Origin of the sequence: Burkholderia ubonensis (genome assembly GCF_001718695.1) — a bacterium.
Taxonomy (GTDB): Bacteria; Pseudomonadota; Gammaproteobacteria; order Burkholderiales; family Burkholderiaceae; genus Burkholderia; species Burkholderia ubonensis_B.
Genome location: NZ_CP013420.1, coordinates 1,271,531 through 1,286,780, shown reverse-complemented (window position 1 = coordinate 1,286,780; position 15,250 = coordinate 1,271,531). Strand labels below are relative to the sequence as shown.

Annotated in this window: 12 protein-coding genes; 7 read left to right on the top strand and 5 right to left on the bottom strand. The window is 69.8% G+C overall.

Annotated features, from left to right (window positions below; translation table 11 throughout):
- Positions 1-104: 104 nt before the first annotated feature.
- The 3 genes from WJ35_RS05750 (at position 105) to WJ35_RS05740 (ending at position 3,395) form a co-directional block, all read left to right on the top strand.
- Entirely contained in the window at positions 105-731 is a 627-nt protein-coding gene (locus tag WJ35_RS05750; protein WP_014722788.1) for a flavin reductase family protein, read from the top strand.
- Between the two features lie 272 nt (positions 732-1,003).
- A complete protein-coding gene (locus WJ35_RS05745; RefSeq protein WP_069238884.1) occupies positions 1,004-1,687 on the top strand; it encodes an SOS response-associated peptidase family protein in 684 nt (227 codons plus the stop codon).
- 277 nt (positions 1,688-1,964) lie between these two features.
- The gene (locus WJ35_RS05740) at positions 1,965-3,395 is read left to right on the top strand and encodes a purine-cytosine permease family protein (protein WP_069238883.1); all 1,431 of its coding nucleotides are present in this window, start codon (positions 1,965-1,967) and stop codon (positions 3,393-3,395) included.
- A 73-nt stretch (positions 3,396-3,468) separates the two neighbouring features.
- Here the strand turns inward: WJ35_RS05740 and WJ35_RS05735 are convergent, their stop codons facing one another.
- Entirely contained in the window at positions 3,469-4,425 is a 957-nt protein-coding gene (locus tag WJ35_RS05735) for a LysR family transcriptional regulator (RefSeq protein WP_011884220.1), read from the bottom strand.
- Positions 4,426-4,620: 195 nt separating this feature from the next.
- Here WJ35_RS05735 and WJ35_RS05730 point away from each other — a divergent pair, with 195 nt between their 5' ends.
- The 3 genes from WJ35_RS05730 to WJ35_RS05720 all read left to right on the top strand — a co-directional run bounded on the left by WJ35_RS05730 (position 4,621) and on the right by WJ35_RS05720 (position 8,377).
- Positions 4,621-5,931 (top strand): MFS transporter, encoded by a 1,311-nt coding sequence (locus WJ35_RS05730; RefSeq protein ID WP_069238882.1) that lies wholly within the window; start codon positions 4,621-4,623, stop codon positions 5,929-5,931.
- Positions 5,932-6,064: 133 nt separating this feature from the next.
- Complete coding sequence (locus tag WJ35_RS05725) at positions 6,065-7,330, top strand: Zn-dependent hydrolase (protein WP_069238881.1); 1,266 nt, start codon at positions 6,065-6,067, stop codon at positions 7,328-7,330.
- 24 nt (positions 7,331-7,354) lie between these two features.
- Positions 7,355-8,377, top strand: coding sequence for a histone deacetylase family protein (locus WJ35_RS05720; protein ID WP_059462917.1), 1,023 nt, complete (start codon positions 7,355-7,357; stop codon positions 8,375-8,377).
- Between the two features lie 141 nt (positions 8,378-8,518).
- Here the strand turns inward: WJ35_RS05720 and WJ35_RS05715 are convergent, their stop codons facing one another.
- Together WJ35_RS05715 and WJ35_RS05710 are read right to left on the bottom strand one after the other, a co-directional pair.
- Positions 8,519-9,724 (bottom strand): MFS transporter, encoded by a 1,206-nt coding sequence (locus tag WJ35_RS05715; protein ID WP_014722793.1) that lies wholly within the window; start codon positions 9,722-9,724, stop codon positions 8,519-8,521.
- Positions 9,725-10,214: 490 nt separating this feature from the next.
- The gene (locus WJ35_RS05710; RefSeq protein WP_069238880.1) at positions 10,215-11,126 is read right to left on the bottom strand and encodes a LysR family transcriptional regulator; all 912 of its coding nucleotides are present in this window, start codon (positions 11,124-11,126) and stop codon (positions 10,215-10,217) included.
- Positions 11,127-11,253: 127 nt separating this feature from the next.
- Between WJ35_RS05710 and WJ35_RS05705 the strand changes: the two genes are divergently transcribed.
- On the top strand, positions 11,254-12,174 hold the full coding sequence (locus WJ35_RS05705; protein WP_069238879.1) for a pyridoxal-phosphate dependent enzyme: 921 nt from the start codon (positions 11,254-11,256) through the stop codon (positions 12,172-12,174).
- 388 nt (positions 12,175-12,562) lie between these two features.
- Here the strand turns inward: WJ35_RS05705 and WJ35_RS29620 are convergent, their stop codons facing one another.
- Positions 12,563-14,185: a DUF2242 domain-containing protein gene (locus WJ35_RS29620; RefSeq protein ID WP_420480901.1), complete on the bottom strand. Its 1,623-nt coding sequence runs from the start codon at positions 14,183-14,185 to the stop codon at positions 12,563-12,565.
- A gap of 90 nt (positions 14,186-14,275) precedes the next feature.
- Entirely contained in the window at positions 14,276-15,160 is an 885-nt protein-coding gene (locus WJ35_RS05700) for a LysR family transcriptional regulator (RefSeq protein ID WP_060153535.1), read from the bottom strand.
- Positions 15,161-15,250: the final 90 nt, after the last annotated feature.

Here is a 15,250-nt window from a genome sequence, read left to right as displayed (position 1 = left end):
GTGATACTGGGCGCCGCCCGCCGCGCCGCTCGCATGTGCTTCACGCGGCCATGCGCAGCGGGCGATCGCCTTCCACGCACCTTGTCCGCTGCCCGAGCTCCGTCATGACGCACCCGACCTACCACTATTACGAACCCTCGCAAGGCCACGGCCTGCCGCACGATCCGCTGAACGCAATCGTGGGCCCGCGCCCGATCGGCTGGATTTCCTCTCGCGGCAGCGACGGCACGGTCAATCTCGCACCGTACAGCTTCTTCAACGCGTTCAACTATCATCCGCCGATCATCGGCTTTTCGAGCACCACGGCGAAGGACAGCCTGCGCAACGTGCGGGAAACCGGCGAGTTCGTCTGGAACCTCGCGACGCGCGATCTCGCCGAGCGGATGAACCGGACCTGCGCCGCGGTGCCGTACGGCGTGAACGAATTCGAACTCGGCGGGCTGACCGCGATTGCGTCGCGTCTCGTCGACGTGCCGCGCGTCGCGGAAAGCGGCGTCAACTTCGAATGCAAGGTCACCGACGTGGTCCCGCTGCGCGATCACCGCGGCGGCGAGACGTCGGCCACGCTGGTGCTCGGTGAAGTCGTCGCCGTCCACATTCGCGACGATCTGCTGAAGGACGGCATCTTCGACACGTTCGGCGCGGGCATCATCCTGCGCGCGGGCGGGCCGACCGCCTACGTGCACGTCACGCCGGACAGCCGTTTCGACCTCGCGCGTCCGGACGCGTGACCAAGGCGGCCTGAGCCGTCCGGCGCGCGGCCGCCCGCACCCGCAACGCCCCGCCTGACTCGACGAGCGCGCGGGGCGGTTCGCTCGATGCGTGCCGGCACGACCGCCTGCGTCGAATCGCGGATCGACATCGCGACGCGCCGTTCATCCGGCCGGTGCAGCGAGCGACGCGCTTCGAGCCGCACGGCCCGCCTCGCTCCGGCCGAAATCGCACAGCCGCGGGATGCAGGCTGACCTACGATGGAAGCATCGCATCCGTCGTCCGTCGAACCATGTGCACCCACTACCGTGCTCCCGGCGAAGACCCGGGCATCAGCGAGTTGCGAATCGGCATCGGCGACCTGTTTCGCCGCGATCCGTGGGAGCCCGACGTGTATCCGGACTACGCGGCGCCGATCGTGTGCGCCGACGGCGACGGCGTCGCGGCCGTGAAGGCGGTGTTCGGCTTCTGGCCGAAGTTCATGCAGCCGGAGCGCGTCGACGACGACGGCCGGAAACAGAAGAAGCTCGACACGATGAACGCGCGCGCCGAGACGGTCGGGACGTCGCGGCTGTACGGCAACGCATGGCGCGACGGCCAGCGCTGCCTGATCCCGGCGCGCTGGGTCTGCGAGCCGTGCTATGAGACGGGCCGCAACGTCTGGCACCGGATCGGCCTCGCCGGCTGGCAGGCGTACTGTGTCGCCGGCATCTGGCGGCGCTATGCGCGCGACGACGGCCAGCCGGTGATCGGCATGGCGATGCTGACGGTCAATGCCGACGGTCACCCGGTGTTCGCGCGGATGCACCGGCCCGGCGACGAGAAGCGGGGCGTCGTGATCCTGCGCGGCGGCGACTACGACGAATGGCTGCATGCGCGCGACGTCGAAGCCGTGCGGCTCATGCTGGCGCTGCTGCCCGCCGACGAGATGGACGCCGCGCCGGAACCGCCTCTGCCGCCGCCCGCCGGCGCTTGATCTTTCATCTTTCATACGGATCGCTGACGGTCCGGAAAGGCTGATACGCGCGGCGTGCGCGCACCATCCCGACCGCACCGAGCGCCTCGGGTAATCACCTATATCGTCCTAGTTGTATATACAACAATATCCGCTGACCAATGTCGGCGCCCGTCGTTCGAACGGCGGACGGAAGCCGGAGAAGCAGAAGCACTTCGAGAAATTGAAACAGGGCGGCCCGACCCGGCGATCGTGTCGGCGACACCCTCCGTGATCCTCAGCATTCTGGAGATTTTCCGTGTCGACGAATTCCAGCGAAAGAGCCGGCGGTCTGATCGAGGTGCGCTCGATCGATTTCATCCCCGACGCCGAGCGCCACGGCGGGCTGCTCAGCCAGTTCACGCTCTGGCTGTCCGCCAACATGCAGATCACGGCGATCGTGACGGGCGCACTGGCGGTCGTGCTCGGCGGCGACGTGTTCTGGTCCCTGGTCGCGCTGCTGCTCGGGCAGCTGATCGGCGGCGCGGTGATGGCGCTGCACGGCGCGCAGGGGCCGCAGCTCGGCCTGCCGCAGATGATCTCGAGCCGCGTGCAGTTCGGCGTGTATGGCGCGATGATCCCGATCGTGCTCGTGTGCCTGATGTACGTCGGCTTTTCCGCGAGCGGCTCGGTGCTGGCGGGGCAGGCGGTCGCGCAGCTGCTGCACGTCGACGACGCGACCGGCATCCTGCTGTTCGCCGCCGTGATCGTCTGCCTGACCGTGTGCGGCTATCGGGCGATCCACTTCGTCGGCCGCATCGCGAGCGTGATCGGCATCGTCGCGTTCGTGTACATGTTCGCGCAGCTGTTCGCGAATCACGACATCGGCGCGCTGCTCGCGAACCGGCATTTCTCGCTCGCGAGCTTCCTGCTGTCGATGTCGTTGTCCGCGTCGTGGCAGATCGCGTTCGGGCCGTACGTCGCCGACTATTCGCGCTATCTGCCGCGCTCGACGTCGTCGGTGCGCACGTTCCTCGCGGTGGGCCTCGGGTCGGTGCTCGGCGCGCAGGCGGCGATGGTGTTCGGCGTGTTCGCCGCGGCGCTGGCCGGCAGCCGGTTCGCGCATCACGAGGTCGCCTATATCGTCGGGCTCGGCTCGACGGGCGCCGTCGCGGCGCTGCTGTACCTCAGCATCGCGTTCGGCAAGGTGACCGTGACGGCGCTCAACGCGTACGGCAGCTTCATGTCGATGGCGACGATCGTCAGCGGCTTTCGCGGCAAGGGCGCGGTGTCGTCGAAGAGCCGCCTCGCGTACATCTTCGGGATGATCTGCGTGTCGACGCTGCTCGCGCTCGCGGGCCGCCACTCGTTCCTGAAGGAATTCACCGCGTTCATCCTGTTCCTGCTCGCGTTCTTCACGCCGTGGAGCGCGATCAACCTCGTCGACTACTACTGCTTCACGAAGTCGCGCTACGACGTGCCCGCGCTGTCCGATCCGGACGGCCGCTACGGGCGCTGGAACGCGATGGCGATCACGATCTACGTGGTCGGCGTGCTCGTGCAGCTGCCGTTCATGTCGACGCACATCTACACGGGCCCGCTGGTCGATGCGCTGGGCGGCACCGACATCTCGTGGATCCTCGGGCTGCTGGTGCCTGCCGTGCTGTATTACATCGGTGCGCGCGCGTCGCGGCGCAGCATCCCGGAGCATCTGATCCTGCCGCTCGAACACGGCGGAATTCCGCACTGACGTCACGCGCCCCGCGCAGCGTTCGCGCCGCCGCATCGCGCGGCGCCGCACCCACGGCCCGGTGCGCGCGTGCCTACGCGCCGAGCCGTTCCGCGAGCGAATGGCGCTGCATGCAGCGCTCCATCGCGTCGAGAAACGCCTGCTCGGCCGCGTTCATCCTGCGCTCGCGATGCCACAGCAGGAATACGTCGACGTCGATCAGCCCGTCGTCGGGCGGCAGGCGCCACAGGCGCTGCTGCGCGACGTCGTCGCGCACGATGTGCTCGGGCAGGCAGCCGATCCCGTAGCCGGCGAAGATCAGCCGCCGCACTTCATCGAGGCTCGGCGACGACGCGACGATGCGTCCGGTGAAGCCTTTCTGATCGCGGAACACGGTGAGCGGCGACAGGCTGTCGCCGATCTGGTCGCTGGTGAACGACACGAAGTTCTCCGCGAGCAGGTCTTCCATCCGCAACTGCGTCTGCCCGAACAGCCGGTGATGGCGGCCGCAATAGATCGCATAGCGCTGGCGCAGGAAGCAGCGCATCTGCAGCTTGTCGTGCGGCGTGCGGCACAGGCCGAGCCCGGCGGTGGCCGTCTTCTGCAGCAGCGACGACAGGATGTCCGACGAACGCATCACGTCGATCTGCAGGTCGATGCGCGGATACGCGCGATGGAATTCGGCGAGGAATTCGTCGTAGACGGGCGACTCGATGCGGCTCACCGTCAATAGCCGGATCGACCCGGTGAGGTCGGCGGTGCTGTCGTCGAGCTCCGTGTCGAGGCGCGACACGCCGCCGTAGATGTCGCTCGCGATCCGGTACACGGCTTCGCCTGCCGCGGTCGGCGCGAAGTGCGCGCCGCGCCGCTCGATCAGCTTGCGGCCGAGCGCGTCCTCGAGCCGCCGCAGCGCCTGGCTGACGGCCGGCTGCGTGACATGCAGGCGCGCGGCCGCACGGCTCACGCTGCGCTCCTGCATGATCACCAGGTAAGTGCGCAACAGGTTCCAGTCGAGGCGGTCGTTGACGAAGCGGGCGAGGTCGGCGCGCATCGGGGCTCCAGGCTGAACGTCGGAACGTTGGAATGGGTATTAGCCAGATTTATACGCGAAATAATAATTTGAAATTGGACTAATGATATGTGGCCGCCGATAAAGGAGGCGTGCCGCACCCGGCGGCACGGGGCCGCGACAGACGGCCGGCCATCACGATATTGCGCGTGCCGCGGCGCGCGTCAGGAGCCCCGCATGAGCCAGTCCCTTCCTAGCGCGCGTCAGCCGGCGCGTGCCGCGACCGCGGCGTTCGTCGGCACGACGATCGAGTGGTACGACTTCTATATCTACGCGACCGCCGCCGCGCTCGTGTTCGGTCAGCTCTATTTCCCGTCGCACGACCCGTTCGTCAGCACGATGGCGTCGTTCGCGACGTTTGCCGTGGGCTTCTTCGCGCGTCCGCTCGGCGGCATCGTGTTCGGCCATCTCGGCGACCGCGTCGGCCGCAAGACGGCGCTGATGACGACCTTGATGATGATGGGCGTCGCGACCGTATGCGTCGGGCTGCTGCCCGACTATTCGAAGGTCGGCGTGCTCGCGCCGGTGCTGCTGGTGGCGCTGCGCGTCGTGCAGGGCATCGCGGTCGGCGGCGAATGGGGCGGCGCGGTGCTGCTCGCCGGCGAGCACGCGCCGGAAGGCAAGCGCACGTTCTTCGCGTCGTTCGCGCAGCTCGGCAGCGCGAGCGGCCTGATCCTGTCGATGCTCGCGTTTCGCGCGGTCACGTCGATGGACAAGGCCGACTTCCTCGCGTGGGGCTGGCGCCTGCCGTTCCTTGCGAGCGCGGTGCTGCTGGCGGTCGGCTTCGTGATCCGGCTGGGCGTGAACGAGTCGCCGGAATTCGCGCGCGTGAAAGAGGCGAACCGCACGGTGAAGCTGCCGGTCGCCGAAGTGTTCCGCTCCGCGTCCGGGCTCGTGCTGCTCTGCATCGGCGCGAACACGATCGGGATCGCGGGCGTCTACTTCACCAACACGTTCATGATCGCGTACACGACGCAGTACGTCGGCGTGTCGCGCTCGCTGATCCTCGACAGCCTGTTCGCGGTCGCGATCATCCAGTTCGTCGCGCAGCCGGCCGCCGCGTGGCTCGCCGAGCGCATCGGCAGCGCGCGGTTCCTGAAGATCGCCGCGCTGCTCGCGATGCTGTCGCCGTACCCGATGTTCATGCTGGTGCAGGGCGGCACGTCCGCGTCGCTGATCGCCGGCATCGCGCTCGCGGTCGTCTGCATGGCCGGCTTCTATTCGGTGATCGCCGGCTTCGTGAGCGACGTGTTTCCGGCCCACGTGCGCTATTCGGCGATCTCGCTCGCGTACCAGGTGTGCGGCGCGCTCGCCGGCGGCCTGACGCCGCTCGTCGGCACCTGGCTGGCGCATCGCTTCACCGGCCAGTGGTGGCCGCTCGCGGTGTTCTACACGGGCCTCGCCGGCATCTCGCTGCTCTGCATCGTCGCGCTCGACGCACGGCGCGCGTCCCGGCCGGCTGCCGCCGAGGCGCTCGGCTCGCGCTGAATCCCGACGCTTCGATCAGCCGCGCCGCGTGTGGGCGAACGCTGCCGGTACGCGACCGTCGCAGGGCGTGCGCGGCGGGATCGGCAGCGTGCGGAAATCGATACCCCCGACGAACGAATTCATTGGAGTGCACATGAACGACTTGCTGGAAGTCGACGGCCATCGCCTGTGGCAAAGCCTCGCCGACATGGCGCGCATCGGCGCGACGCCGCGCGGCGGCGTGCGCCGCCTCGCGCTGACGGACGACGACCGCCGCGCGCGCGACCTGTTCGCGCAATGGTGCCGCGATGCGGGGATGACGGTGCGGGTCGATGCGATCGGCAACCTGTTCGCGCGGCGCGACGGCGCCGATGCGCAGGCCGCGCCGGTGCTGATCGGCAGCCATCTCGACACGCAGCCCGAGGGCGGGCGCTTCGACGGCGTGTACGGCGTGCTCGCGGCGCTCGAAGTCGTACGTGCGCTGAACGACGCGCGCATCGCGACCGACAAGCCGCTCGAGATCGTGTCGTGGACCAACGAGGAAGGTGCGCGTTTCGCTCCGGCGATGCTCGGCTCCGCCGTGTTCACCGGCGCGCTGCCGCTCGACGACGCGCTCGCGCGGCAGGATGCCGACGGCATCGCGCTCGGCGCCGCGCTCGACGCCTGCGGCTATCGCGGCACGCACGCGCCCGGCGGCGCGGTCGATGCGTATTTCGAAGCGCATATCGAACAAGGCCCGGTGCTCGAGGCGAACGGCACGACGATCGGCATCGTCACCGGCGGCCAGGCGATCCGCTGGCTCGATGTGCGCGTGACGGGCGTGGCCGCGCATGCGGGCACGACGCCGATGGCGTATCGCCGGGACGCGTATTTCGCGTGCGCGCAGATCGCGCTGGAGCTGGAGCGGATCGTCGCCGGCTACGCGCCGCGCGCGCTCGCGACGATCGGGCAGATCGGCATCCGCCACGCGTCGCGCAACACGATCGCCGGTGACGTGACGTTCACCGTCGACCTGCGCCATCACGACGATGCGTGCGTCGACGCGATCGAGCAGGCGTTGCGCGAAGCGTGCGCGCGCGTGGCCGCGGCGCGCGACGTGCAGGTGGCGCTCGACACGTGCTGGCGCAGCCCGGCGACGCCGTTCGATGCGGCGTGCGTCGATCTCGTCGCGCGGGCGGCGCACGCGTTCGGCTATGCGAGCGAGCGCATCGTCAGCGGCGCTGGCCATGACGCGATCGTGCTCGCGCGCCGCGTGCCGACCGCGATGGTGTTCATTCCGTGCGTCGGCGGGCTGTCGCACAACGAGGCCGAGGACGCGCTGCCCGACGACGTGACGCGCGGCGCGAACGTGCTGCTCAACGCGGTGCTCGCGCGCGCCGGTGTCGCGACGCACGCGGCGGCCGCCGCGTTCGACGCGTGACGAGACGAACCGACGAGGACAACGATGAAAACCTTCTTCCATCCCGAACAGTTGCTGCACCATCCGCGCACCTACCTGTCGCGCGGCAGGATGCGCGAGCCGCAGGAGGTGCCCGAGCGTGCGGCGCGCCTCGTCGCGGCGGTGCGCGCGCTCGACTTCGACGTGTGCGAGCCGGCCGACCGCGGCACCGCGCCGATCGCGGCCGTGCACGACATGAACTACCTGCGCTTTCTTGAGGAAGCGCACCGCGACTGGAAGCGGATGCCCGACGACTGGGGCGACGAAGTGATGTCGAACGTATTCGTGCGCGACCCGAACCCGCTGCGCGGGATACTCGCGAAAGCCGCGCGCTATCTGGCCGACGGCAGTTGCCCGATCGGCGCGCACACGTGGCGCGCGGCGTACTGGTCGGCGCAGAGTGCGCTCGCGGCGGCCGCGCACGTCAACGACGGCGCGCGCGACGCGTACGCGCTGTGCCGTCCGCCCGGTCATCATGCACGGCGCGACGCGGCCGGCGGCTTCTGCTACCTGAACAACGCGGCGATCGCCGCGCAGGCGCTGCTCGGCCGCCATCGCCGCGTGGCGGTGCTCGATACCGACATGCATCACGGGCAGGGCGTGCAGGAGATCTTCTACGATCGCGACGACGTGCTGTACGTGTCGATCCACGGCGACCCGACCAACTTCTACCCGGTCGTCGCCGGTTACGAGGACGAGACGGGCGCGGCGGCCGGCGACGGCTACAACCTGAACCTGCCGATGCCGCACGGCGCGCCGGAGTCGGCGTTCTTCGAGCGGCTCGACGATGCGTTGCGCGCGCTCGCGCGTTTCGAGCCCGATGCGCTCGTGCTCGCGCTCGGCTTCGACATCTACAAGGACGACCCGCAGTCGCAGGTGGCCGTCACGACCGACGGGTTCGGGCGGCTCGGCGGCGCGCTCGGTGCGCTCGCATTACCGACGGTGATCGTGCAGGAAGGCGGCTATCACCTCGAGAGCCTCGACGCCAACGCGCGCGCGTTCTTCAGCGGGTTCGCCGCTGCACGCTGAGCGTCGCGGGCGCGGCCGCCGCGCGCATGCCGCTGACGATGAAGAGCGCATCGGCATCCCGGTGCGGGCCGGTCGCCCGTTGCCGGTCGCCGGTAACCGGTTGTCGCGCCGCGTGCCGGCGTAATGCGGATCGCGCGGCGTTTACGAATTCGCGGCAACCGGTGCGCGCCGGCGTTGCGCCCGCTGCAGCGCGACCAGCGCGAGGCCGGCCGCGGCGATCAGCGCGCCGACGAGCGGCACGGCCGGGTAGCCGAAGCCGGCCGACAGCGCGGCGCCGCCGGCTGCCGCGCCGAGCGCGTTGCCGAGGTTGAACGCGCCGATGTTGACGGCCGACGCGAGGCCCGGCGCTTCGTGGGCCGCGCGCATCACGCGCATCTGCAGCGGCGGCACCACCGCGAACGTCGCGATGCCCCACACCAGCAGCGTGAGCGCGGCGCCGACGTGCGTGCGGGCGAGCAGCGGAAAGGCGGCCATCGTCGCGATCAGCAGCACCAGGAAGCCGATCAACGTGCCGTCGAGCGAGCGGTCGGCGAGCCGGCCGCCGGCGATGTTGCCGATCGAGAAGCCGACGCCGATCAGCACCAGCATCGCCGTCACGAAGGCGGGCGTTGCGCCGCTCACGTGCGCGAGCGTCGGCGCGACGTACGTGTAGAGCGTGAACATCGCGCCGGCGCCGAGCACCGTCGTCGCGAGCGCACCGAGCACGACGGGACGCGTGAGCACCGCCAGCTCCGCACGCAGGTCCGGCATCTTGCCGGCGTCGCCCTTCGGCAGCGCCGCGAACAGGCCGGCGATCGCGATCACGCCGAGCGCCGCGGTGGCCGCGAACGACATCCGCCAGCCGATCATCTGCCCGAGCCAGGTCGCGGCCGGCACGCCGCCGACGTTGGCGATGGTCAGACCCATGAACATCGTCGCGACCGCGCTGGCCTGCCGCTCGCGCGGCACCAGGCTGGCCGCGACCACCGAGCCGAGCCCGAAGAACGCGCCGTGGTTCAGGCTCGTGACGAGCCGCGCGAGCAACAGCGTCGTATAGCCCGGCGCGACGGCCGACAGCAGGTTGCCGAGGGTGAAGATCGACATCAGCGCGATCAGCGCCGAGCGGCGCGACCAGCGCGCGAGCAGCAGCGTCATCAGCGGTGCGCCGGCCATCACGCCGATCGCATACGCGCTGATCAGCATGCCGGCCTGCGGAATCGACACGTGCACGCCGTCGGCGATCACCGGCAGCAGGCCCATCGGCGCGAATTCTGTCGTGCCGATGCCGAACGCGCCGGCGGCGAGCGCCAGCAGCGGCAGCGCGGTGCCGTGGGCCGCGCGGGAGGGAGAAGTGGAGTTGGGGTTCACGCGATGCCTTCCTGTCAGCGTTGCGCAACGGCAGCGGGCCGTCGCGGACAGCCTGCAGTGTGCCCACATTGTTCTGATGAAAAAAGCCGCATGCGCACGAAATAATCTTGATTCGATGTCAAGAATGCGTGAGGCGGGCGGCGTGCCCGCGCGCTGCGACGGCCGCGTCGGCGGGCCTCGAGCAAAAAAAGCCCCGGTCACAGGGGGACCGTGACCGGGGCGAAAAGGCATCCTCTCTTTGGCACGAGGAATGGATGCGCGCGAAGTATATTTCGCGGCATTGCGATTCGAAATGACGTTAAACGGCTGTTTTTGGCGTCAATTTAAAAATACCGACACGGTAATGTTGTGCGTTATGTATTTGAAAGGATTTTCGTCGGGGTGCTGAAGTGTTTAGTGCGCGATGGCCGCGAAGCCGGTCGCGGCGGCAGGCTGGCGGCCTGCCGTCCGAACGAGCGCCGACGAGTGCGGCTGCCGTGCGCGCTTGCGCTCAGTCCGCCCGGTCGACCACTGCGTGCACGGCTTCGAGAAACCGCGCGACGACGGGAGACGCCGGCACGGCCGCGCCGTCGAACACGAACTCGATGTCGAAGCGGCTCGCCAGCTCGTCGAGCGCGACGAGCCGGACCGTGTGCGGACACGTCGGCGCCGCGCTCTCCGGCACGAACGCGCAGCCCATCCCGGCCGCGACGAGCCCGATCAGCGTCGGGACGTCGCTGCCGACCTGCGCGATCCGCGGCGTGAAGCCCGCCCGCCGGCACCGTTCGATCAGGAACCGGTGATGCGCGGCGGACCGTTGCGGATCGAACCAGACGAACGGCGCATCGGCGAGCTCGGCCAGCCGGGCCGGCGCGCGCACGCGGCGGCCCGGCGTGGACGGCATCGCGAGCACGAACCGGTCGCTCAGCAGCCGCACGCCCGCGAGCTGCGGCGCTTCGTCCCGGCGCCACGCCATGATCCCGCCGTCGAGCTCGCCGCGCGCGATCGCGGCCGCCTGTTCGGCCGACAGCATCGGCGCGATCGACAGCTTCACGTGCGGGCATGCATCCCGGAACGCCTTGAGCACGTTCGACACCACCGGCAGCGGGAAATAGTTCGGCAGCACGCCGAGCCGCAGCTCGCCGAGTTCGCCGGCCGCGCTGCGCAGCGCGCGTTCGCGGCTGTCGCGCAGGTCGGCGAGCAGACGCGTCGCATCCCGCAGAAAGCTCGCGCCGGCCGCCGTGAGCGCGACGCCGGTCGCGCGGCGGACCAGCAGCGGGGTGCCGATCGCGTCCTCGAGCTCGCGGATCTGCCGGGACAGCGCGGGCTGCACGATCCCGACCGCGCGGGCGCCCGCCATCACGCTGCCGGCTTCCGCGACCGCGACGAAGTAGCGGAGATGGCGTAATTCGACTTGTCGCATGCGGCTCCTGTCCGTCGATGAAGATATGCCTGCCAAGCATAGCAGCCGGCATCCGATGGTATTGGAAAGCATGGCGCGCGCGACGTAGCATGGACGGCGTCATTTCACCCGTGCGCGCCTCATTTCCATGCCGCTTCATATCCAGACCCCCTATCTTCGATCGCAGGCCGCATCCGGCCGGCTCGGCAAGGACGTGCTGCTCAAGATCGAGGCGATGCAGCCGTGCGGCTCGTTCAAGCTGCGCGGCGTCGGCGTGGTCTGCGACGCGCGGCGTGCCGCCGGCGCCCGGCGGTTCGTGTCGTCGTCGGGCGGCAACGCGGGCATCGCGGTCGCGTATGCGGGCCGCGAACTCGGCGTGCCCGTGCTCGTGGTGGTGCCGGAAAGCACGTCTGCGCGCGCACGCGAGCTGATCCGCGTCGAAGGCGCGGAGCTGGTCGTGCACGGTGCGTCCTGGGTGGAGGCGAATGCGTTCGCGCAGTCCGTGCTCGGCCCGCACGACGCGTTCGTGCACCCGTTCGACGATCCGGTGCTGTGGCATGGTCACGCGACGATGATCGACGAGATGGCGGCGGCGGGGCCGAGGCCCGACGCGGTCGTGCTGGCGGTCGGCGGCGGCGGGCTGCTGTGCGGCGTGCTCGAGGGGCTCGCGCGCAACGGCTGGCGCGACGTGCCGGTCGTCGCGGTTCAGACCGAAGGCGCGGACAGCTATGCGCGCTCGGTCGCGCTGGGGCGGCCCGTCGAATTGCCGGAAATCACCAGCGTCGCGACGTCGCTCGGCGCGAAGCGGCCGTGCGACGCCGCGCTCGAGTGGGCGACGCGGCACGCGATCGAAACCGTCGTCGTGTCCGATGCGGCGGCGGTGGCCGCGTCGCTGCGGTTCCTCGACGAACACCGGATCGTGGTGGAGCCGGCGTGCGGCGCCGCGCTGGCCGCGCTCGATACGGCAACGCCCGCGTTGGCCGCCGCGTCGCGCATCGCGGTGATCGTCTGCGGCGGGGTGACGGCGACCATCGAGCAACTGCAGTCGTGGAGCACTACGTTGCGATGAGGTGTGGCCGTCCGTGACGCTCGGCCGGTGAATGACGGCGATCGAGCCCGATGCGTGACGGCGGCGCGAACGGACGGTGGTGGCTTGTCGGTGTGACTTCGTGGTGTCTGTCGCGCGGGTTCGGCGGGGCTGGCTCGCGATTCGCGTTGCCGTGAGCGGATGCGAGCGCGGCGCGTGAGGTGGTCGGCCGCAGCGGCGCAGATCGCTATGCGACGACGAGGACGAGGGCGTGTCGTACCCGCCGTCGGCCGCATGCACGAGCGGCGCGCTCGCGATCGGTTCCGCACACGGCGGGCGAAGCGCCGACGCATCGAAGCACTGTGTCGCGCGAAACGTCCACCGTTCCGTCGCTACGTGCGCATGGCACGCGTGGACGAGGGGCGCGTGGTCAGTTGGCCGGCGCTGCGCTGACCGCGGTCGGCGCGAACGATGCTATGGGATCGGCGGTGGGTGCGGACGCCGACGTATTGCTTGCGGAGGCCGCAGCGGCGTGCGTGGTTGCCGTTGCCGTGGGACCGGACATTGCCAAAGCTGCGCTCGAAGCGACCGGCGTGCCGCGCGTGCCGGTGGGTGCCGACGCGGAAACCGCTTCCGACGCAGCGGCATGAGGCGGCGCAGACGAAGCCGTGGAAGCGAGGACGGGAGCCGAAGCGAGTGCTGCGGCCGTAGCCGATGCAGAAGCCGCAGCATGGGCCGCAGCCGAAGCAGCTGAACCGGCTGCCGAAATCGAAGCAGTCTCGAGTGCTTGCGGTGAAGCCGGAGAGAGCGTCGCGGCCGGAGCGGACGCCGAAGCCGAAGCAGGTGCAGCGGTCGAAACAGCGGCTGGCAGCGACGCAGTAGCTGAAGCCGGGCCGAGGGCTGAAACAGGACCGGACGCCGAGGCCGGTGCGGGTGCCGAAGCAGGAACAGCTGTCGACCCCGAAGCAGGTGAAGGCGAAGCAGGTGCCGAGGCCGGAGCGTGTGTCGAAACTGGACCGTGGGCCGAAACCGGAGCGGATGTCGAAGAGGCTGCTGGCGCGGAGGCCGCTGCGGGTGCCGAAGCGGGTGCCGGAGCCGAAGCAGGTCCGGAGGCCGGGGCAGGCGCCGAAGCGGCACCAGCGGCCGAAGCCCGAGCCGCAGCCGAACCAGTCGCCGAACCCGCTCCTCCACCCGGCGTCGCCCCGCGCATCGCACTCGGCGCGACCACGGCCGACCCAGCCGCCGCCCCCACCGGCCCCCCCGAACCCGGCGCGACCCCCGTCCCCGAAAGCGGCACCGGCGCGGCCGGCGGCGTCGGTACGACCGGCGTCGTCATCTTGATCGGTTCGCCCTGAGGCGTCGGCGCGGGCTCGGGCAGCGGCGCGACGTGCTCCTTCTCCGCGGCCTTGACGGTCGCGCGGTCGCGGCGGGCCGGATCGACCTTGAGGAAATGGTCGACGAGATTGAAGAAGCGCTCGTAGAACACGCCGGCCGGAATCGTCTCGCTCGCGGTCTTCACGAGCGCGTCGTCGCTCGAGCCGATCGGCAGCGACAGCGAGCCGAACACGCTGAGGCCGACGCTCGCCGACGTGTTGGACTTCTTGAGCGTGTAGCGGTCCTGCACCGCGTTCACGTACGCGATGCTGGACGTGCCGTCCGCGTTCGCGTCCGCGCACACGACGTGGAACTCGATCACGACGTGCATGTCGTTGCTGGGCTGGAAATTCTTGCTGCCGTCGATCGCGTCGGAACGGGACGACGATGCGACATAGCCCTGGCTCAGCAGCGCGCGCCGCGCGGCTTCGCAGGTCGCATCGGATTTCGCGTGAAACGTGTGCGAGTACGGGCTGCTCGTCACGTCGAACTGCTCCTGCTGATAGATCGGCTTGGGCGGCGACGAGCACGCCGCCAGCACGGTCGCAGCCGCGAGCGCGCACGAAACGGGGAACAGGCGAATTCGGTTGTGCATGGCGTCTTTCAAAAGGCTCGGCCGGTTGCCGCGCCGGGACTGCGCGCGCAGTGCGCGAAGGTCGGATGGTTGCCGGGCGCGCATGCGCGCGGCCGGCAGAAGCTGTCAGGCAGGCGCGAGGCAATCTCGCGAGGCCGGGGCGCTATTATAGTTTCGTTTGACGTCGCGTTTGCGTCAGCCGTCGCGCGCGACGGCAAGCAAGCGCGACGTCAGCGGATGCTGCTCGCCGCGCCGCGAGCGGATCGCGTGGATCTCCTCGGTCACGTCGCCGGCGCGCCCCAGCCGCCGCACCCCCCTCAATAGCGACGCATCGTTCGCGCCCAGTTCGCTCAACGGAAACACGCCGAGGCCGCGCGCCGCGAACACCGCCATCAGCGCGCTGTCCTCGAATTCGCCGGCGATGCGCGGCACGATGCGTTCCGATTCCAGCCAGCGGTCGAGCCGGTCGCGCAGCGCGGAATGCGCGGTCGGCAGCAACAGCGGCAGCTCGGCGAGGCACTGCGGAAAGCGCTGGCGCGCGGCCTGCGTGACGAGCGCCGCGGGGCCGTACCAGTCGACCGGCGACGCGACGAGCCGCTCGCTCGTCACCCGCAGGTTCGCGTTGGGCGGCGCGCCCTGGCCGGCGAGCACCAGGTCGAGATGATGCAGCGCGAGCTCCGCGAGCAGCGCGTCGTGCTCGCCCTCATGGCACAGGAGGCGCAGCGCGGGCGTGCCGAGCACCGGCGCGAGTATCGCGTGCGCGGCCAGCTTCGAGATGCCGTCCGACAGCCCGACCGCGAGCCGCACCGTCGGCTGGCTCGCGGCGGCGCGCACCTCGTCGGGAATCCGCCGTCCGAGCTCGAAGATCGCCTCCGCGCGCGCGAACGCCGCGCGGCCGGCGTCGGTCATCGCGACGCCGCGTCCCGCCGGCCCGAGCAGCTGATGGCCGAGCGACTTCTCCAGCTCGCGCACCTGCGCGCTGATCGTCTGCACCGCCATGTCGAGCCGTTCGGCCGCGCGCGCGAAGCCGCCTTCCTTCACGACGACCCAGAAATAGTACAGATGTCGAAAATTCAGCATCGGATCGATATATCGGAAAAACCGAAACAAAGATCAGATTGTCGCTGATTTTTTCGAATTGTGCGGATGCCGATAATCGGGGTTTTCCAC